This is a genomic window from Actinosynnema sp. NPDC023794 (assembly GCF_040639675.1).
In the GTDB taxonomy this organism is placed as follows: Bacteria; Actinomycetota; Actinomycetes; order Mycobacteriales; family Pseudonocardiaceae; genus Actinosynnema; species Actinosynnema luteola.
In genome coordinates, this window is the sequence record NZ_JBFAFR010000005.1 from 117,414 (window position 1) to 135,110 (window position 17,697).

Sequence of the window (17,697 nt, forward strand, 5' to 3'; positions counted from 1 at the left end):
CGGGTGACCCTCCCCCGCGCCCCAAGACCTGTCAAGGGTTCCGAAAGTCCACAATGGACAGCAGTGGAAGACCCGACGAACGGCCCCTTGACCAGCGACGGAGACCTGTGCAGACTCCCCCGGGCCATGCTTGACTTCATCGCCGCGCTGCCCAAAGTGGAGTTGCACGTCCACCTCGTCGGGTCAGCCTCCCCCGCCACCGTCCTCACCCTCGCCCGCCGGCACGCCGGGCACGGCGTCCCGACCGACGAGCAGGAGCTGCTCCGGTTCTACGAGTTCACCGACTTCGGCCACTTCATCGACGTCTACGCGGCGGTGAACGACCTGGTCACCACGGGCGACGACGTCGCCGCGCTGGTGCTGGGCCTGGCCGAGGAGCAGGCGCGGCGCAACGTCCGCTACGCCGAGGTGACCGTGAGCGCGACCAGCCACCTGCGCGCGGGCATCGCGCCGGAGGAGCTGGACGAGGCCCTCACCACCAGCCGCGAGCAGGCGTTGGCCGAGCACGGCGTCGAGCTGGCGTGGGTGTTCGACATCCCCGGCCTGTGGGACCGGGACTTCGGTCTGACCAGCGCCAAGTACGCCGTCACGCACCGGCCGCCGGGCACCGTCGGCTTCGGGCTCGGCGGGTTCGAGGCGGACGCGCCCCGGCGGGCGTTCCGGGAGGCGTTCACCGTCGCCCGGGACGCGGGCCTGCACTGCGTGCCGCACGCGGGCGAGACGACCGGTCCGGACCAGGTCCGGGAGGCGCTGGACGAGCTGCACGCCGAACGGATCGGCCACGGCGTCAACGCGGTGCGCGACCCCGAGCTGCTGCGCCGGCTGGCCGCCGAGCGGATCACCCTGGAGGTCTGCCCGACCTCGAACCTCCGCACGGGCGCCGTCGAGGACCTGAAGGACCACCCGTTGCCGAGGCTGCTCGACGCGGGCGTGCCGGTCACGCTGGCCACGGACGACCCCGGCATGTTCCACACCGACCTGGACCGCGAGTACCTGCTGTGCCACGAGGTGTTCGGCCTGGGCAAGGCGGAGCTCGCCGAGCTGGCCCGCACCGGGGTGCGGGCCGGCTTCGCCTCCGACGACCTCAAACGGTCGCTGCTGGCCGAGATCGACGCGCTCGGTCACTGACACCGCCGGCCACCGCCACGCCGAGCGCGGCCAGCGCCATGACCGCGCCCACCCAGTTGGGCGCGGTGTAGCCGAACCCGGCGTCGATCGCCGCGCCGCCCAGCCACGCGCCCGCCGCGTTGCCGAGGTTGAACGCGGCGATGTTCGCCGCCGACGCCAGCGCGGGCGCGCCCGACGCCTGCTCCAACACCCTGGCCTGCAACGGCGCCACGGTCGCGAACCCGAACACGCCGAGCACCGCGATCGTCATCGCCGCCGGCACGGCCCATTGCGCGGTGAACGCGAACACCGCCAATACCACCGCCAGCGCACCCAGGAACGCGTACAGGCTGGGCATCAGGCGACGGTCCGCCGCACGCCCGCCCACCACGTTGCCCACGAACAGCCCGACCCCGAACAGCACCAGCAGCCACGTCACCGCGCCCGGCGAGAACCCGGCCACCTCCGTCATCATCGGCGCGACGTAGGTGAACGACGCGAACACCGCGCCGAACCCGAGCGCCGTCGTCACCAGGGCCAGCCACACACCCGGCCGCCGGAACACCGCCAGTTCGCCGCGCAGCCCGGTCGACGCGGGCTGAGGCGGCACCAGCGCCACGATCCCCGCCAGCCCGACCACGCCCAGCGCGGTCACCGCCCAGAACGTCGACCGCCACCCGAACTCCTGCCCGAGCGCCGTGCCCGCCGGCACGCCGAGCACGTTCGCCGCGGTCAGCCCGGTGAACATCATCGCGATCGCCCGCGCCCGCCGGTCCGGCGCGACCAACCCGGCCGCGACCACCGACCCGACACCGAAGAACGCGCCGTGGCACAGCGCGGCGACGACCCGTCCCACCATCAGCACCGCGTAGTCGTCGGCCACCGCGCACACCAGGTTGCCGAGGACGAACAACGCCATCAGCCCGACCAGCAACTGCTTGCGCGGCAGCCGCGACCCGCCCGCCGTGATCAACGGCGCGCCGACCACGACGCTCAGCGCGTAGCCGGAGACGAGCAGCCCGGCGGACGGGATCGAGACCCCGAGATCACCCGCGACCTGCGGCAACAGGCCGACGATCACGAACTCCGTGGTCCCGATGCCGAACGCGCCGACGGCCAGCGCGAGCAACGCAGGCGGCATCACCGGGCACCGAGCCAGGTCCGCAGTTCGCCCAGCAGCACGCGGTACTCGTCGAGCGCGCCGTCCATCAGCACGAACGGGTGAATCGTGCCCTCGAACTCCCGCAACCGCACCGGCACACCGGCCGCCGCCAACCGGGCCGCGTACCGCTCGCCGTCGTCACGCACGGGGTCGTGCCCGGCGATGGCCACGAACGCGGGCGGCAGCCCGGCCACCGACGCGCGCAATGGCGCGGCGAGCTCCGAGACGGGGGTCGAACCGAGGTAGTGCGACCAGAACCACCGCATCGTCCCGGTCGACAGCCCGGAACCGGTCGCGTGGTCCGCGTAGGACCGGGTGGTGAAATCGACGTCCAGCGCCGGCACCACCAGCACCTGGAACGCGAGGTCGAGCGTGCCGCGGGCCTTCAGCGCCACGGCGGCGGCGAGGTTGCCGCCCGCGCTGTCGCCCATGACCCCGATCCGCGCCGGGTCGACGTCCACCGACGCCGCGTGCTCGAACAGCCACGCCGTGGCCGCGTAGGAATCGTCCAGCGGCACGGGGAACGGGTGCTCCGGCGCCTTCTGGTAGTTCACCGCGAACACCGCGTGCCCGGTGGCGTTGGCCAACGCGCGCAGCGCCACGTCGTAGATGTCGAGGTTGCACGTCACCCAGCCGCTGCCGTGCAGGAACACGATCGCCGGGAACGGCCCGTCGCCCTCGGGGTAGTAGACCCGCGCGGGCAGGTCGGCCGTCGGCCCGGGCACGAAGAGGTGCGCCACGCGCGCCACCGGCTCCGGCGGACCCTGGAAGGCCAGGAAACCCCACTGCGCCCGCCGTGCCTCGGAGACGGTCAGCTCCTCCAACGGGGGCGCGCCCGCGAGCTCGTCGAGCACCGCGCGGGCCTGTTCGGTCAATGCCATGGACCGATCATCGGATGTGCGGCACACATAAGTCCAAGGCATGTTCCTTCTGGAAGGCATAATCTGAAGTCATGACGTTGCGGCAGTTCGAGTACCTGATCACGGTCGTGGACGAGGGCTCCTTCACCCGCGCCGCCGAGTTGCTGCACGTCACCCAGCCCGCGCTCTCGCACCAGATCCTGGCCTTGGAACGGGCCGTGGGCGCCCGGCTGCTCGACCGGCTCCCCCGCGCCGTCCGCCTCACGCCCGCCGGTCGCGCCTGGCTCCCCCACGCCCGTGCCGCCTTGGACGAGGCGGAGCGCGCGCTCACCGCCGCACGACGCACAGCCGGCGTGGAGTGCGGTGAACTGCGCGTGGCCACGCTGTACTCGTTGACCCTGGGTGTGCTGCCGGCCGTGCTCCGGCGTTGGCGCGCCGAGCACCCCGACGTGCGGATCCGCCTGTTCGAGCACCGCCACGCCGACGAGCTGCGGGAAGCGATGGCCGACGGGCAGGCCGACATCGCCCTCGGCCCCGAGCCGGTGAACTGGGTCGGCTTCACGCAGCGGCTCGGCGTGGAGGAGTTCGTGATCGTCCTGCCGCCCGACACGCACCACCGCGAGCCGATCGACCTGCGTGAGCTCGCCGACGTCGGGTGGGTGCACTACGCGCCGGGCAACGGCCTGGCCGACCTGGTCGACGCGGCGTGCGCGGACCGCGGCTTCCAGCCGGGCGCGGCCGTGCGGACCGAGCAGACCGCGGCGGCGCCCGTGCTGGCCGCGTCCGGGCTCGGGCCCGCGCTCGTGCCGCGCAACATCGTGCCGGAGACGTTCGACGGCACGGTCCTGCGCACCGATCCCCCGGTGCGGCGGACGCTGGTGGCGTACGCCCACAAGACGCCCGATCCGCTCGCCTCGGCCTTCGTGACGTTGCTCGCCGGGGCAGGATGGGACGCATGAGGCTGGTCATCCTGGGCGGCGGCGGCTTCCGCGTGCCGCTCGTGCACAAGGCGCTGGACGAGCACATCACCGAACTCGTGCTGCACGACGTGGACGCGGACCGGTTGGCCGCGATCCGCCACGTGCTGCGCGACGGCCCGCCGGTCACCGCCACCACGGACCTGGACGAGGCGCTGCGCGGCGCGGACTTCGTGTTCTCCGCGATCCGGGTCGGCGGCCTGGCCGGACGCGCGATCGACGAGGAGGTGGCGCACGCGCACGGCGTGCTCGGGCAGGAGACCGTCGGCGCCGGCGGGATCGCGTACGGCCTGCGCACCGTGCCGGTGGCGGACGCGATCGCCCGGCGCATCGCCGAACTCGCGCCGCACGCGTGGGTCGTCAACTTCACCAACCCGGCCGGGCTGATCACCGAGACCATGGCCCGCCACCTGGGCGAACGCGTGATCGGCATCTGCGACTCGCCGCTGGGCCTGTGCCGCCGCGTCGCCAAGGCGCTCGACCTGGAGAACCCGACGTTCGACTACGCGGGCCTGAACCACCTCGGCTGGCTGCAGGGCGTGTACCTGGGCACGGAGAACCTGCTGCCCACCCTGCTTGCCGACGACCGGGCGTTGACCGGTTTCGAGGAAGGCCGGCTGTTCGGCGCGGAGTGGTTGCGCGCGTTGGGCGTGATCCCCAACGAGTACCTGCACTACTACTACTCGACGCGTGAGGCATTGGGCGACAACCGCGGGGCTTTCCTGCTCGACCAACAACAACGCTTCTACGACGGCGACGTGGACTGGGAGACGACGCGACTGGAGCGTGAAGCGACGTACATGGCGCAAGAGCGCGAACGCGACAGCCTCGAAGGCGGCGGCTACGAACACGTGGCCATGGCGCTCATGCGCGCCATCGCGGACAACGAGACCGCGACGCTGATCCTCAACGTGCCCAACAACGCCACGCTGTCCACTGTGGACGATGCCGCGATCGTCGAGGTGCCGTGCGAAGTGGACGCCACGGGCGCGCGTCCGCTGCCGGTGAGCCCGCTGCCCGACCACGCGGCGGGTCTCGTCACGTCGGTCAAGGCCGTGGACCGGCTGATCATGGAGGGCACCCGCCCGGCCGCGCTCAAGGCGTTCGCCCTGCACCCCCTGGTCGACTCGGTCGCCACCGCCAAGAGCCTGCTGGACACCTACGTCCGCCGGCACCCGGAGCTGGCCTACCTGAGCTGAGCCCGGCCCAACGCGTCCGAGCGCCGGGTCGTCTCCGGCAGCCGCGTCACGCACAGCCGCAGCACCTCGGCGCACGCCCGGTCGAGGTCGATGCGGTGACCCACCGACACGAAGACCGGCTTCACCCCTTCCCGCGTCCGCAACGCCCGTCCCACGACCTCCCCGTCGTCCACGAGGTCGGTGTGCGCGCCGCGCGCGTCGTCCGGCATCTCGAACCGGCCCATCGGCGTCTTGGCCACGCCGACGCTCGGCAGGTCGGTCACCACCCCGAGGTGGCAGGCCAACCCGAACCGCCGGGGGTGCGCCAGCCCCTGCCCGTCGCACACCAGCAGGTCCGGCGTCACGGTCAGCTTCCCCACCGCCTCCAGCAACGACGGCAGCTCCCGGAACGCGAACAGCCCCGGCACGTACGGGAAGTCCGCCTTGCCCGTCACCACGACGGAGTCCACGGTCCGCAACGACTCCGCGTCCAGCACCACGATCGCCGCGGCCAACCGGTCGTCGTCGGCGTAGGACACGTCGAGCCCGGCGACGTGCCGCACCACCAGCCCGGGATCGGTCACCGTCGACACCGACGGCCGCAGCCGTTCCTGCTCGGCGATCGCCTCTTCGGGAGTCACTGGTGCCGCACCGAGGCTCGGTGCGCGGCCAGCAGGTCCTCGCCGAAGTCACCGGACCGCCGTCGCCACACGGTGTGCGCGTGGTTGGCGTCGTTGTCCGTGTTGTCGTACTCGATCAGCAGGTCCGGCCCCTGGATCCGGTAGTAGTGCCCCGCGCCGCGCTTGTCCGATCCCTCCCACGAGAAGTGCAGCCGGTCGGGGTCCAGCGCGTCGAACTCCTCGTCGGCCAGGTCGCCGGTGAGCCGGTCCAGGTAGTACCGCACCAGCCCGACGAGCAGCCCGCGTGAGGGCCGGTCGAGCTGCGCGGGCGTCACGCCGACGGGGTCGAGGTCGCCGACCCGGCGCGCGTTGCCGGTCTTCAGGTCCGGCGGCGGCGTGGCGGAGACGACGGCCAACCCGCGTGCCGTGCGACCCATCCGGTCCAGCAGCTCGCGCGCCAGCTCCTCTTCCAGCCGCAGCGGTTGGAGCACCGTGCGGCCCCGGTACGTGGTGCGGGCCGGGTGCGCGCCGAGGAAGAACGGCGTCGCCGACACACGCCCTTCGGCCACGACCACGCTCACCGACAGGTGGTGCCCCTCGACCCGCCAGCCCCACGGCTCGTCGCCGGGCTCGCCGAGCAGCACGGTCCAGTAGTCGCCCTGGTGCCGGTCGCGGGCGCCGCCTTCGCGGTCGTCCAGCACGTCCTCCAGCGCCATGATCGCGGCGGTCTGCGCGTAGGCGTGCGGGCTGAGCACGCACGACAGCAGCCGGTGCACGGCTTTGCGCTGGTCACGGGTCAGCTCGCCGTAGCCGAGGCCCGGCCGCGGACCCGGCGTGTACGCCCAGCGCGTGCGCAGGTCGTCGTCGGCCACGTCCCGCACCGCCGCCGTCCGCTGCCCCTCGTCGAGCAGGTCCAGCAAGCCCTTGGTGGCTTCGGCGATCTCGTGCAGCATCACTCGAACTTAGCCGCCCTGCCGTCGCGGAGCAGCGGCCGGGCGTCGGGCGTCGACGACCAGCAGGACGATCGGCAGGACCACCGCGAGCGCCGGCGTCACCACGTTGCCGACCTGGTCGACCACCGGCATGTGGTCGAGGTGCCCCAGGTGGAACACCAGGTGCGGCACGGCGAACACCAGGTACGACACCAGGACGGCGCGGGCCAGGAGCAGGTTGGTCGCGGCGAACGCCAACGCGACCGCGAGCGCCAGGTTGAGGCTGCCGAAGTCGCGCAGCAGGTGCTCGTTGAACGGCGGGAACATCGCCACCCAGTGGTGACCGGGCGCCGGGAATCCGTCGTAGAAGCCCTGCGGCGAGATCAACGCCCAGCCGCCGACGCCCGCCTGCACCACGGCCAGGAACCACAGTCCGATCCGGAGGAAGCTCATGCACCTCGGACGACGTGCGCGGCCGAAGCGTGACAGAGCCGGCGGCACGTCACGGCTGACATTCTGATCCGGTGTGGAATGGCGAACTCCTCGACCTCGACGCGTACCTCGACCGCGTCGCCTTCACCATCGACCCCGCCGCCGATCGAGTGACCACCCTGCGCGGCCTGCACCGCGCGCACCTGGCGGCCATCAGCTTCGAGAACGCCGACGTGCGCGACGGCGTGCCGATCGCGCTGGACCTGCCGTCGTTGCAGGACAAGCTGGTCGCACGGCGGCGCGGCGGGTACTGCTTCGAGCAGAACCTGCTGTTCGCCGCCGTGCTCGACCGGCTCGGCTACGAGGTGACCGGGCTCACGGGCCGCGTGCTGCTCGGCCGCACCGGCGACATCCCCCGCACGCACGCCGTGCTGCGGGTGGACCGGCGCTGGCTGGTCGACGTCGGCTTCGGCGGCGGCGGGCTGCTGGAGCCGCTGCCGCTGGACGTCGGCGCGTTCGCGCGGCAGGGCGACTGGACGTTCCGGCTCGACCACGCCGACGGCGTGTGGACGCTCCGGTCGTTCCAGGCCGGCGACTGGTTCGCGCTGTACGACTTCACCGAGGACCCGCGCGGGCCCGCCGACTACCGGATCCTCAACTACTACATGTCCACGAACCCGGCGTCCCCGTTCGTCGGCCCGCTGCTGGCGCAGCGCACCGACGACCACGCCCGCCACAACCTCAAGGACTTCGAGCTGACCGAGACGCGCCCCGACGGCTCGGTCGTCAAGCGCACCCTGACATCTGAGGAGCGGGCGACCGTGCTGCGCGAGGAGTTCGGCCTGGGGCTGCCCGACCGGGCTACGGCCAGGGCTTGAGCTCGGGCGCCTCGCCGGTGATCGTCCCGGCCGGCTCGCGACCCGCCAGCCACGCGGTCAGGTCGGTGAGCGAGCCGGTCAGGGTGAAGTCCTCGCCCTCGCCGATGGTCCACCGGCGTTCCGGGGCCTGGAGGGTGAGCCGGATGCCGTCGGGCACGCGTGCGGACAGGAAGTCGACCGCGTGCTCGCAGAACTCGAGCGACCAGGTCACGGGGCCGAGGTCGAGGTCCCGGAGGTGGATCTCGGCCTCGCGCCAGACCCCGTAGGCGGTGCCGGTGAGCGTGCCGTCGCGGTAGTAGACGGGGGTGTCCCAGTCCCGGACGTCGTCCCACGCCTTGGCGAGCCGGTCCACGGCGGCGGCGATCGCGGCCCGGTGCTCCGCCGCCGAACGCCCGGCGTCGGCTTCGATCGCGGCGTCGCGCGCGGGCCGACCGCCGGGGTAGGGCTCGACCTTCGTGCCCTCGTGCTCGGCCTGGCCCGCGAGCGCGACGGTGCCCTTGGCCAGGTGGGCCAGCACGTGGCCGCGCGTCCAGCCGGGCAGCGCCGACGGCTGCGCCACCCGCTCGTCGGTGAGGTCCTCGATCGCGGCGGCCAGCCTGCGGTGGGCGTCCAACGCCTTCGCCTGGATCGTCACATCTCCCCCTAATGGTTGATCTGCACAAGTGCGTTAGGGAATCTATCACTAGACTCGCCGAGGTGGCACTGGCGTTGGAGTTCGCGGGCACGGTCCGGCACGACGGGCACGGCGGGCTCGCGGACGACCTGGCCACGCCCGAGGGTTTCGCCGCGTGGGCCGGTGTGCCGGCGGACGAGGCGCTGCGGCAGCGGGCGGTCGAGCTCCGCTGGGCCGTGCGGTCGCTGTTCGCGCACGCCGCGCGGGCCCGCGAACGCTTGGACGCGCCGCACCTGATGGACGTCGGACGCGCGCTGGAGATCGTCAACGACACCGCCGCGCGGGCGCCGCGGGCAGCGCGGTTGGAGTGGGACGAGGAGCCGAGGCTGCGCTACGTGGACGCGGCCGACGACGGCGACCGCCTGCTGGCCACGGTGGCGACGGCGGCCATCGAGTTCCTGGCCGGCGGCACGCGGGCGGACCTGCGCGCCTGCCCCGGGCCCCGGTGCATCCGGTACTTCGTCAAGGCGCACCCCCGGCAGGAGTGGTGCAAGCCGTCGTGCGGCAACCGGGCCAGGGTCAGCCGGCACTACCACCGCGGGCGCGACAGCTGACCGCACGGCCGCGCGGACACCCGGAGGCGCCCGCGCGGCCGGTGGCTAGCCCTGCACTATGTACGCGGTCAACTGGTCCTGGTCCTCCTGCAACTGGTTGATCCGGCTCTTCACGACGTCGCCGATGCTGACGATGCCGACCAGTTCGCCGCCGTCGACGACCGGCACGTGCCGGATGCGGCGCTCGGTCATCAACACCGTGAGGCTGTCGACCGAATCCCGCGGCGTGCAGGTGAGCACCTCGCTGGTCATGATCTCCGCCACCGGCGCGGACAGCAGCTCGCCGCCCCGGTCGTGCAGCTTCCGCACGACGTCCCGTTCGGACACGATCCCGGCGATGCCCTCGGGCCCGAGCACGACCATCGCGCCCACGTTGTGCTCGGCCAGCGCGGCGACGAGCTCCGCCACCGACGCTCTCGACTCGACCGTGGCCACGGCCGAACCCTTGTTGCGCAACACGTCAGCGATCCTCATGGGCGCCTCCCGATCTCCGCCGGACCCGGTTGCTACCCAGCTCAGGCTAGTTCGCCGAGGACGTGATCGGCAGATCACCTGCCTGAAGAGAGCACGGCCCGCGTCAGCGCACCTCCAGCTGCGCGGCCGTCAGCAGCACGCCCAGCACGGTGATCGCGACGAGCACCGGGACGGTCTGCCCGAACCGCCCAGGGCCGCGCCCAGCACCGGCCCGACCGAGAACCCCACCGTGCGGACCAGCGTCGTCACGCCTCCGGACGTGCCCATCAGCTCCGGCGGCGTCCGCTCAGCAGCACCGCCGCGTGGGGTCCGGAGAACAGCCCGTGGCCGACACCGATCACCGCCGGCCGCCACGCCAGGTCCCGCGGATCGTCACCCGCACGGAGCAACTGCACCGTACCGATCAAGATCACGACCGCGCCGACGAGACCGACCTCCCGGTACCCGTAGCGGTCCGCGCCCACCCCGCGATCGGCGACAGCACGGCCATGCCCGCCGGCATGGTGACCGCGCTGATCAACGCGCCGAACACACCTTGCAACGCCCGACCCGCCAACACCACCTCGGCGCACCGCGCGTGCGGCTCGACCCGTTCACCGGGGAGCAACCGCCGGTGGACGGCGTCGCGGATCAGCACTGCCGGAACGCGTAGCCGTCGCCGTCCACCACCATCACGCCGCCGTCCACAACGGACCGCATCGGCGTGACGTCGTGGACTCCACCAAGGATTTCGTGGGACACACGTCGGCCACCGACGGCGGCGGCGCGCACGAGGGCGACGGCGTCCGGATCCAGCCGTTCGACCCGGCTGAGCAGCAACTCCTCCAGCGACAGCTCCGCCGCGCCGTCCACCAGCGCCCCGACGAACGGCGCGAACGGCAGCCCGTCCAGCTCGACGCAGCCGCCGAGGGGCACGGTGGCGTCGGGCCTCGCGGTGAAGTCCTCGACGAGCCGGGACTTCCCGACACCCGCCTCACCGCCGACGAGCACCGTCGCGGGCGCGTGGTCGAACGCGCCCGCGAGGTGCCCGAGTTGGGCCGACCGCCCGACCAGCTCCGGGCTCACCAGGTGTGCGCTCACGGCGCACCGGGGGCTGGTCGAGCGGTCGCGTGCCGGTGGTGCTCGTCGCTCAGCCGCCGCTCGTGCGCCGGAACACGCGTCGTCCGACGAACGTGTTCTGGTGCGGGCGGCCCGGGGCCTTGTTCACGCCGTCGTTCTTCTGGGCGTGACCGCGGCGGGCCGCGCGGTTGAGCGGAACGGCGGGCTGCTCCGGCTGGTCCTGCTCGCCGTCGTCGACCTGCGGAACGTCCTGATCGGTCATGTCTGCCTCCTGGGTGTGGCGATGTCGCTGGTCAGCGACGCCGCATGGCGTACTGGCGCGGGGTGGCGACAGCTCGGCCGCAGCCGTTGCGCGGGTGCACCGCGCCGTTCGAGCGGGTGCCGCGGCGTGCGGCGCGGTTGGTCGGCTGGTCGTCGTGTGGCGGTTCGTTGCGCATGGTGGGCATGCGTTCGCCTCCTCGATGTTCGAGGCGTGCAAAGGGCTACGACCCGTGGTTCGACACGGTCGTGAGAAGAGCCGCTGGGGCCACCAGGAGAAGAGCGCGGCACGGCCCGAGGCCGCTGCGGCGCTGGAGGAAGAAGTCCTCAGAGGTAGATCTGGAAGAACATGGTCATGACCGTAGCCTGGTTCACGCCGCGACGCCAATCATTTTCCGCCGCGACCGCTCGGACCACGTCACGGCGGGCGTCATGGCCAGTGCGACAGCCAGGAAGAGCGCGCCGAGCACGAGCCAGCCCACCACTCCCCCGCCCAGCACCAGGGTGGTCAGCAGCAACGGGCCGACGGTGCGGGCAACCGCCGTGCCGGTGCCGTAGAACCCCTGGTACTGGCCCTGCTTGTCGGCCGGCGCGAGGCCGAAGCCGATCTCCCACGAACCCGCGCCGTGCAACATCTCGCCGACGACCTGGAGGCCCGCCGCGCCGACGAGGACCACCACCGCCACCCGATCGGGTACTCCTGCGGACAACGCGAACACGACGCACGACGCGAGCAGCAACACCCCACCGCGCCGCACCGACCGCGCCGCCGTGCGCAGGTCGGTGACGCCACGCGCCAGCCGCACCTGCCCGACCACCACCGCGCCCGTGTTGAGCACGAAGAGCAGGCCGACCACCCACTTCGGCGCGGAGGTGCGTTCGACGACCCACAGGGGCACGACCAGGCTCAGCACCGGCAGGTAGAGCAGCAGGACCGAGTTCAACAACGCCACCAGCGCGTACGGCCGGTCCCGCAGCACGCCGAGCCGTCCCGTCCGGGCGACCGCCACCACCTCGGGCACCCCGTGCAGGACAACCGCCGCGACCACGAACCCCACCGCGTCCACCGCGAACACCGCCAGGTACGCCGCCGCCGTGTCCACGTGCAGCGCCACCCCGCCGAGCCCCGCGCCGACCGCCAGCCCGCCGTTGACCGCGGACTGCAGCACCGCCCGCACCCGCGTCCGCCGCTCCGGCCCGACCAACCCCGCCAGCAACGCCTGCCGCGCGGCGGCCAACCCGCACTGACCGCACGTGTAGACGCACGCGGCCACCACGAACGCCCAGAACGAGCGGACCACCAGGAACGACGCCAGCGCCCCCGCCGTGACCAGCGCCAACCCGACCGCCACCCGCCGCGGCCCGACGCGGTCGGCGAGGTGGCCGAACCCGACCCCGACCACCGCGCCGACCGCCCAGGCCACCGTCAACGCCACCCCGACCCGGGTGGCCGACAAGCCGACGACCCGGGTGAAGAAGAGCGCGGAGCAGACGTAGAACGCCCCGTCGCCCACCGAGTTGGCCGCCTGAGCGACCGCGAGCACCTTCGTCGTCCCCATGGCCCGTCACGCTAGGTGCCCGATTGGCCCAGGCTAAGGGCCAACTCCAAGCCAGTTCATTGGGCCAATCAGGGAGTCCCGCACCGACGCGCCATCACCCGGCGGATCGGTGACCAGCACGAGTTGTCAGCCCCCTGGCACACCGACGATGAGCGTGTCGATCGGCTGCCGCACATCCCGCCGACCAGGCGAGCAGCTTCGCCTCGAGCCGGTACGACCGGCGGGAGGTCGGGCCGATCACTCCCGGATGTCGACGATCTCGCCCTCGATCACGGTGCCGTCCACGACCGCCGGTGGTTCCTCGCGCTCGGTGAAGAAGCGGGACGCGAAGGCGCCCACGGCGCGGGTCGTGACGGCGTCGAACGTGCCGCCGATGACACCGCCCACCAGCGGCACGCCCTTGGCCAGGGTCACGGTCGCCTTGCTGGTGCCGTACTTGGCCAGGAGGGTGAAGCCGACGCGCTTGTTGACCTCGCGGATGAGCTGGGCGGGGATGCGCTCGATCAGGTTCATGGTGAGCCGGGAGCCCACCTTGATGCCCGCCTTCTTCAGCAGCTCGGTCCCCGCGTTGCCCAGCAGGCACACCAGGATCGCCGTCTGCACCTCGTCGCTGTCCAGGTCGTGCCCGTGCACGGCGGCGATCGACGCGATCAGGTGCGTCTGCACCAGGTAGGACGCGGTCAGGTTCGCGGGCAGGGCGACCGGCAGCGTGATCAGGCCGCCGACGTTCGTCGCGAAGCCCTGCACGCCCGCCGCCGCCACGTGCGTCCGGATCAGGTGCTTGATCGCCTCCTCCGGCGTCAACCCCTTGTCCAGCGCCTCCACGGCCATCTGCCGGGCGCCCTTGAACGGCCCGAACCCGCTGATGCCCACCTTGAGCAGGTGCTCGACGGCGTTCTGCTGCACCCTGGTGATCGCACCCGGTTCGTCCACCATGCCCACGAGGTTACGCGGTGCCCGATCGGGTAGCCGGGGCCAATGGACATGTCTTCGTTGGGAGAGCTGGTCAGGCAACGCGGCCCGTTCGCGTCGGTCTACCTGGACGCCTCGCACGACACCGAGGACGCGGCCAAGGCGATGGAGCTGCGCTGGCGCGCCGTGCGCGAGGAACTGGCCCGGCAGGGCGCGGACGACGCGACGCTGGACGCGATGCAGGAAGCGGTGCTGACCCCGGTGCCGGGCAAGTCCGGCCGGGCGCTCGTCGCGGCGCACGGCGCGCTGCTGCTGGACCGGGTGCTGCCGCGCCCGCCCGCCGTGGAGACCGCGCGCTGGTCGGACCGGCCGCACCTGCTGCCGCTGGCCACCTGGATGGAACCCGCCGTGCCGCACGTCGTCGTCACGGTCGACCGGGCGGGCGCGGACCTTCACGGGTACGACGGGCGCGGTGAGCGGGCGGGCGAGGTGCACGACCAGGTGCGCGGCGAACAGCACCCGTTGCACAAGGTCCCCGGCGGCGGCTGGTCGCACCGACGGCTGCAGAAGGCCGTCGAGGAGACGACCAAGCGCAACGCCGCGCTGGTGGCCGCCGAGGTCGACCGGCTGGTGACGGATTTGGACGCCCGGCTGCTGGTCCTGGGCGGCGAGGTGCAGGCGCGTGCCGACGTGCGCCAGGAGCTGAGCCCGCGGTGCCGCGACGTGCTGATCGAGGTCGAGGGGGCGACCCTGGCCGAGGGCGGTGACGACGCCGCGTTCGACCACGCCGCGCAGTCGCTCGTGACCCAGTACCAGTTCGACCTGGACAACGACGTGGTGGAGGAGTTCACCGCCGAGGCCGGCCGCCCGGGCGGACGCGCGGTGCAGGGCCTGGCGCCCGTGGTGGAGGCGCTGCGCGAGGCGAAGGTGGCCGCGCTGCTGGTGTCCGATCCGGCGCTCGGCGACCGCACCGTGTTCTCCGGCGACGACCCGGCGCAGCTCGCGCTGCGGGAGAAGGACCTGCGCGGCCTCGGCGTCGAGCACGTCGGCGAGCAGCGGGCCGACGAGGCGCTGGGCACCGCCGCGGCGGCCACCGGCGCGCAGGTGGTCGTCACCGACGCCGCCGGGCTGCGGGAAGGCGTGGGCGCGCTACTGCGCTACTAGCCCGTGTTCGAGGTAGAGGGTCACGCCGCGCTCACGCGCGTCGAGCGCGGCGGACACCCGCCTGGCCAGCCGGGGTATCAGCGCGTCCGGCACCTCGGCGGGCTCGATGTACCGGTGATCGCGCAGCTCGGAGGCCTGCAGCCGGATGGTGGCCGACCCGAGCGAGCCGCCGTCGAAGAGGAACAGGACGCGGTCCTGCTCACCCGACGGTGCCCAGTCCACGACGAGCAGCGGGCCCGGCTCGACGGCCAGGCCCAGCTCCTCCAGCACCTCCCGGGCGCACGCCTCGCGCGGCGTCTCGCCCGGCTCGACCACACCGCCGGGGATCTCCCAGTGGTCCTTGTAGGTCGGTTCGACCACGAGGACCCGGCCCAGCTCGTCGAGGAACAGCGCGCCGGACGCCGCGAGCGCGGCCACGCTCAGACCGCCGCCGCGACGACGTCCTCGGCCGGCTTCTTCTCCAGCTCGATGACCTTCTTGTCACGCCGGCTGCGCTTCTCCAGGTACGTCGCGAGCCACGTCAGCAGCAGGCACATGGAGATGTAGATCGCGGCCACCACGATGGTGACGGGCACCAGCGGCCGGCCGAACTGGAACTGGCTGCCGATGTCGCGCGCGAAGTCCAGCAGCTCGTCGTAGGTGATGAGGAAGCCGAGCGCGGTGTCCTTGAGCAGCACGACCAGCTGGCTGATGATCGCCGGCAGCATCGCCCGCACGGCCTGGGGCAGCAGCACGTGCCTCATCACCTGCGTCTTGCGCATGCCCACCGCGTAGGCCGCCTCGCTCTGCCCGCGCGGCAGCGACAGCACGCCCGCGCGGAACACCTCGGCCAGCACCGAGCCGTTGTAGAGCGTCAGGCCGAGCACCACCGAGTACAGCGGCGGACCGAGGGACACGCCGTAGTGGAAGACGAAGATCAGCACGACCAGCGGCACCGCGCGGAACAGCTCGACGACCAGCATCGACGGCACGCGGATGACCTTGTGGTCGGAGAGCTGGCCGGCGGCGAAGACCGCGCCGAAGACGAGGGCGAACACCGCGCCGAGGCCGAACGCCTTGAGCGTGTTCAGCAACGCGTCGACCAGGGTCAGCTGGATGTTCTTGTACTCGAGCCAGGACCACTTCCGGCCTTCGAACTGGCCGCTCTCGGCGAACCGGTAGATCACGAAGCCGATGCCCGCGAGCAGCACGAGGGTGCCGATCACCGCGTAGAGGCGGTGGCGCAGCCGGGCCCGCGGCCCGGGGACGTCGAACAGGACCGAGCTCATCGGGCGATGCTCCACCGCTTCTCAAGGCTGCGTTGCAGCAGGGTCATGGGGATCACGAGCACCACGAAGAACCCGGCGACCCAGAGCAGGCCGAACAGCTGGTTCTCGCCGCGCTCGGACAGGTTGGCGCTGATGGAGCCCGCCTGGAACACCGAGAAGCCCGCCGCGATGGTGGTGTTCTTCAGCAGGGCGATCATCGTGCTCATCATCGGCGGCACGACCGCGCGGGTCGCCTGCGGCAGCACCACGGAACCGAGCATCTGGCCGAACGTCAGGCCGAGCGCGCGCGAGGCCTCCGCCTGGCCGACCGGGACGGTGTTGATGCCGGCCCGCACGACCTCGCACACGAACGCCGCCGTGTAGAGGATCAGCGCGGTGAGGGCGGCGCTGAAGTAGAAGCTGGCCGCCGACCCGCCGAACGTGTCCGCGGTCACGATCTTGAGCAGCGGGAACGCGAAGGCGAAGAAGAAGAACACCAGCGTGAGCGGGGTGTTGCGGACGATCGTCACGTAGGCGGTGCCCATGGCCCGCAGCACGGGGACCGGTGCGACCCGCAGCATCGCCAGGATCGTCCCCAACACCAGCGACCCGACCGCGGAGATCAGGAACAGCTCGACGGTGTTGAGGAACCCGGGCCCGTACAGGTCGAGGTTGTCGAGCAGGACGTCCATCGGCTTCCTCGGCTAGGTGGGTGTGGTGCGGCCGGTCGCCGGAACACCGACGACCGGCCGCGGGAACGAGATCAGTAGCGTTCGATCACGGGCTTGTCGGCGGACGAGCCCGACTGGCCCAGGGTGGCGTCGTAGGCCGCCTGCCAGGCGCCGCCGTTGATGGCCTCGTCCAGGATGTCGTTGACCTTCGTGCGCAGGGCCTTGTCCTCCTTGGGGAGGCCGATGCCGTACGGCTCGTTCGAGAAGGTCTTGCCGACGACCTTCAGCGTGGTCGGCGACTGCGAGGCGTAGCCCTTGAGGATCGCGTCGTCGGTGGTGACGGCGTCGACCGCGCCCTGCTCCAGCTGCTCGACGCACAGCGAGTAGGTCTGGAGCTCGACGATGTTCTCCGGCTCGGTCAGGCCCTCGGACTTGACCTTCTGGATCGGCGTGGAGCCGGTCACCGAGCAGACCTTCTTGCCCTTGAGCGTCTCGGGGCCGGTGATCGTGTTGTCGTCCTTCTTCACCAGCAGGTCCTGCCCGGCGGTGAAGTACGGGCCGGCGAACCCGACCTGCTCCTTGCGCTTGGCGTTGATCGTGTAGGTGCCGACGTAGTAGTCCACGTCACCGTTGATCAGCGCCTGCTCGCGACCGGCCGACGGGATGGCCTTGTAGTCGATCTTGTCGTCGCCGTAGCCGAGCTTGGCGGCGACCAGCTTCGCGATCTCGATGTCGAAGCCGGTGAACTTGCCGCTGGTCGGGTCCTTGTAACCCAGACCGGGCTGGTCCTCCTTGACACCGACGATGACGCGGCCACGGGCCTTGATCTTGTCGAAGGTCGGCGAGCCGTCGACCTTCACGTCGGCGGCGACCTGCTGGGAGGGGGCCGTGCCCGTGTCGGCAGGGCCACCCTCCTTGCCGCATGCGGTCAGGGCGAGGCCGCCGGCCAGCAGCGCCACCGCAAGGGTGCGAACCCTCAT

24 protein-coding genes are annotated in these 17,697 nt (G+C 72.1%); 6 read left to right on the forward strand and 18 right to left on the reverse strand.

The features are described from left to right. Nucleotides 1-126: 126 nt before the first annotated feature. Entirely contained in the window at nt 127-1,128 is a 1,002-nt protein-coding gene (gene add / locus AB0H12_RS14200; protein ID WP_499623328.1) for an adenosine deaminase, read from the forward strand. Here the strand turns inward: add and AB0H12_RS14205 are convergent. Together AB0H12_RS14205 and AB0H12_RS14210 are read right to left on the reverse strand one after the other, a co-directional pair. Then, complete coding sequence (locus AB0H12_RS14205; protein ID WP_499623329.1) at nt 1,085-2,248, reverse strand: MFS transporter; 1,164 nt, start codon at nt 2,246-2,248, stop codon at nt 1,085-1,087. The two genes, add and AB0H12_RS14205, sit on opposite strands and share 44 nt — an antisense overlap. Then, nucleotides 2,248-3,150, reverse strand: coding sequence for an alpha/beta hydrolase (locus AB0H12_RS14210; RefSeq protein ID WP_499623330.1), 903 nt, complete (start codon nt 3,148-3,150; stop codon nt 2,248-2,250). Before AB0H12_RS14210 ends, AB0H12_RS14205 begins: the two co-directional genes overlap by 1 nt. A gap of 71 nt (nt 3,151-3,221) precedes the next feature. Here AB0H12_RS14210 and AB0H12_RS14215 point away from each other — a divergent pair, with 71 nt between their 5' ends. Next, entirely contained in the window at nt 3,222-4,088 is an 867-nt protein-coding gene (locus AB0H12_RS14215) for a LysR family transcriptional regulator (RefSeq protein ID WP_499623331.1), read from the forward strand. Beyond that, complete coding sequence (locus AB0H12_RS14220; protein ID WP_499623332.1) at nt 4,085-5,305, forward strand: family 4 glycosyl hydrolase; 1,221 nt, start codon at nt 4,085-4,087, stop codon at nt 5,303-5,305. The genes AB0H12_RS14215 and AB0H12_RS14220 overlap by 4 nt, the downstream gene beginning before the upstream one ends. Here AB0H12_RS14220 and AB0H12_RS14225 read toward each other — a convergent pair. The 3 genes from AB0H12_RS14225 to AB0H12_RS14235 are packed head-to-tail and all read right to left on the reverse strand — an operon-like array spanning nt 5,293 to nt 7,289. Then, entirely contained in the window at nt 5,293-5,925 is a 633-nt protein-coding gene (locus AB0H12_RS14225) for an endonuclease V (RefSeq protein WP_499623333.1), read from the reverse strand. The two genes, AB0H12_RS14220 and AB0H12_RS14225, sit on opposite strands and share 13 nt — an antisense overlap. Further along, nucleotides 5,922-6,857, reverse strand: coding sequence for a DUF3500 domain-containing protein (locus AB0H12_RS14230; protein WP_499623334.1), 936 nt, complete (start codon nt 6,855-6,857; stop codon nt 5,922-5,924). The genes AB0H12_RS14225 and AB0H12_RS14230 overlap by 4 nt, the downstream gene beginning before the upstream one ends. Nucleotides 6,858-6,866: 9 nt before the next feature. Continuing rightward, nucleotides 6,867-7,289, reverse strand: a complete 423-nt coding sequence (locus AB0H12_RS14235; protein ID WP_499623335.1) for a hypothetical protein — start codon at nt 7,287-7,289, stop codon at nt 6,867-6,869. A gap of 71 nt (nt 7,290-7,360) precedes the next feature. On the opposite strand from AB0H12_RS14235, the gene AB0H12_RS14240 reads away from it, so the two are divergent. Further along, nucleotides 7,361-8,146, forward strand: coding sequence for an arylamine N-acetyltransferase family protein (locus AB0H12_RS14240; protein WP_499623336.1), 786 nt, complete (start codon nt 7,361-7,363; stop codon nt 8,144-8,146). Here AB0H12_RS14240 and AB0H12_RS14245 read toward each other — a convergent pair. Further along, nucleotides 8,130-8,780: a maleylpyruvate isomerase family mycothiol-dependent enzyme gene (locus AB0H12_RS14245; RefSeq protein WP_499623337.1), complete on the reverse strand. Its 651-nt coding sequence runs from the start codon at nt 8,778-8,780 to the stop codon at nt 8,130-8,132. The genes AB0H12_RS14240 and AB0H12_RS14245 overlap by 17 nt on opposite strands. Before the next feature lie 62 nt (nt 8,781-8,842). On the opposite strand from AB0H12_RS14245, the gene AB0H12_RS14250 reads away from it, so the two are divergent. Continuing rightward, nucleotides 8,843-9,373 (forward strand): CGNR zinc finger domain-containing protein, encoded by a 531-nt coding sequence (locus tag AB0H12_RS14250; RefSeq protein ID WP_499623338.1) that lies wholly within the window; start codon nt 8,843-8,845, stop codon nt 9,371-9,373. Between the two features lie 45 nt (nt 9,374-9,418). Here the strand turns inward: AB0H12_RS14250 and AB0H12_RS14255 are convergent, their stop codons facing one another. The 8 genes from AB0H12_RS14255 to AB0H12_RS14290 form a co-directional block, all read right to left on the reverse strand. Next, complete coding sequence (locus tag AB0H12_RS14255; RefSeq protein WP_499623339.1) at nt 9,419-9,847, reverse strand: CBS domain-containing protein; 429 nt, start codon at nt 9,845-9,847, stop codon at nt 9,419-9,421. Between the two features lie 266 nt (nt 9,848-10,113). Then, entirely contained in the window at nt 10,114-10,242 is a 129-nt protein-coding gene (locus AB0H12_RS14260; RefSeq protein WP_499623340.1) for a hypothetical protein, read from the reverse strand. A 14-nt stretch (nt 10,243-10,256) separates the two neighbouring features. Next, nucleotides 10,257-10,484, reverse strand: coding sequence for a hypothetical protein (locus tag AB0H12_RS14265; RefSeq protein WP_499623341.1), 228 nt, complete (start codon nt 10,482-10,484; stop codon nt 10,257-10,259). Further along, entirely contained in the window at nt 10,478-10,927 is a 450-nt protein-coding gene (locus tag AB0H12_RS14270; protein ID WP_499623342.1) for an ATP-binding protein, read from the reverse strand. Before AB0H12_RS14270 ends, AB0H12_RS14265 begins: the two co-directional genes overlap by 7 nt. Nucleotides 10,928-10,976: 49 nt before the next feature. After that, nucleotides 10,977-11,168, reverse strand: coding sequence for a hypothetical protein (locus tag AB0H12_RS14275; protein ID WP_230566661.1), 192 nt, complete (start codon nt 11,166-11,168; stop codon nt 10,977-10,979). A gap of 31 nt (nt 11,169-11,199) precedes the next feature. Then, nucleotides 11,200-11,352 carry a hypothetical protein gene (locus AB0H12_RS14280; RefSeq protein WP_499623343.1) on the reverse strand — a complete coding sequence of 51 codons (153 nt, stop codon included), beginning with the start codon at nt 11,350-11,352 and terminating at the stop codon, nt 11,200-11,202. A gap of 183 nt (nt 11,353-11,535) precedes the next feature. Next, the gene (locus AB0H12_RS14285) at nt 11,536-12,723 is read right to left on the reverse strand and encodes an MFS transporter (protein ID WP_499623344.1); all 1,188 of its coding nucleotides are present in this window, start codon (nt 12,721-12,723) and stop codon (nt 11,536-11,538) included. Between the two features lie 237 nt (nt 12,724-12,960). Next, on the reverse strand, nt 12,961-13,659 hold the full coding sequence (locus AB0H12_RS14290) for an EcsC family protein (RefSeq protein ID WP_499623345.1): 699 nt from the start codon (nt 13,657-13,659) through the stop codon (nt 12,961-12,963). A 48-nt stretch (nt 13,660-13,707) separates the two neighbouring features. Between AB0H12_RS14290 and AB0H12_RS14295 the strand changes: the two genes are divergently transcribed. Continuing rightward, nucleotides 13,708-14,799: an Rv2629 family ribosome hibernation factor gene (locus AB0H12_RS14295; protein ID WP_499623346.1), complete on the forward strand. Its 1,092-nt coding sequence runs from the start codon at nt 13,708-13,710 to the stop codon at nt 14,797-14,799. On the opposite strand, the gene AB0H12_RS14300 is transcribed toward AB0H12_RS14295, so the two are convergent. The 4 genes from AB0H12_RS14300 to AB0H12_RS14315 form a co-directional block, all read right to left on the reverse strand. Further along, nucleotides 14,785-15,216 (reverse strand): NUDIX domain-containing protein, encoded by a 432-nt coding sequence (locus tag AB0H12_RS14300; RefSeq protein WP_499623347.1) that lies wholly within the window; start codon nt 15,214-15,216, stop codon nt 14,785-14,787. The two genes, AB0H12_RS14295 and AB0H12_RS14300, sit on opposite strands and share 15 nt — an antisense overlap. A gap of 2 nt (nt 15,217-15,218) precedes the next feature. Then, nucleotides 15,219-16,067 (reverse strand): amino acid ABC transporter permease, encoded by an 849-nt coding sequence (locus tag AB0H12_RS14305; protein WP_499623348.1) that lies wholly within the window; start codon nt 16,065-16,067, stop codon nt 15,219-15,221. After that, nucleotides 16,064-16,738 (reverse strand): amino acid ABC transporter permease, encoded by a 675-nt coding sequence (locus AB0H12_RS14310; RefSeq protein WP_498773827.1) that lies wholly within the window; start codon nt 16,736-16,738, stop codon nt 16,064-16,066. The genes AB0H12_RS14305 and AB0H12_RS14310 overlap by 4 nt, the downstream gene beginning before the upstream one ends. A gap of 71 nt (nt 16,739-16,809) precedes the next feature. After that, nucleotides 16,810-17,697 carry a glutamate ABC transporter substrate-binding protein gene (locus AB0H12_RS14315; protein WP_499623349.1) on the reverse strand — a complete coding sequence of 296 codons (888 nt, stop codon included), beginning with the start codon at nt 17,695-17,697 and terminating at the stop codon, nt 16,810-16,812.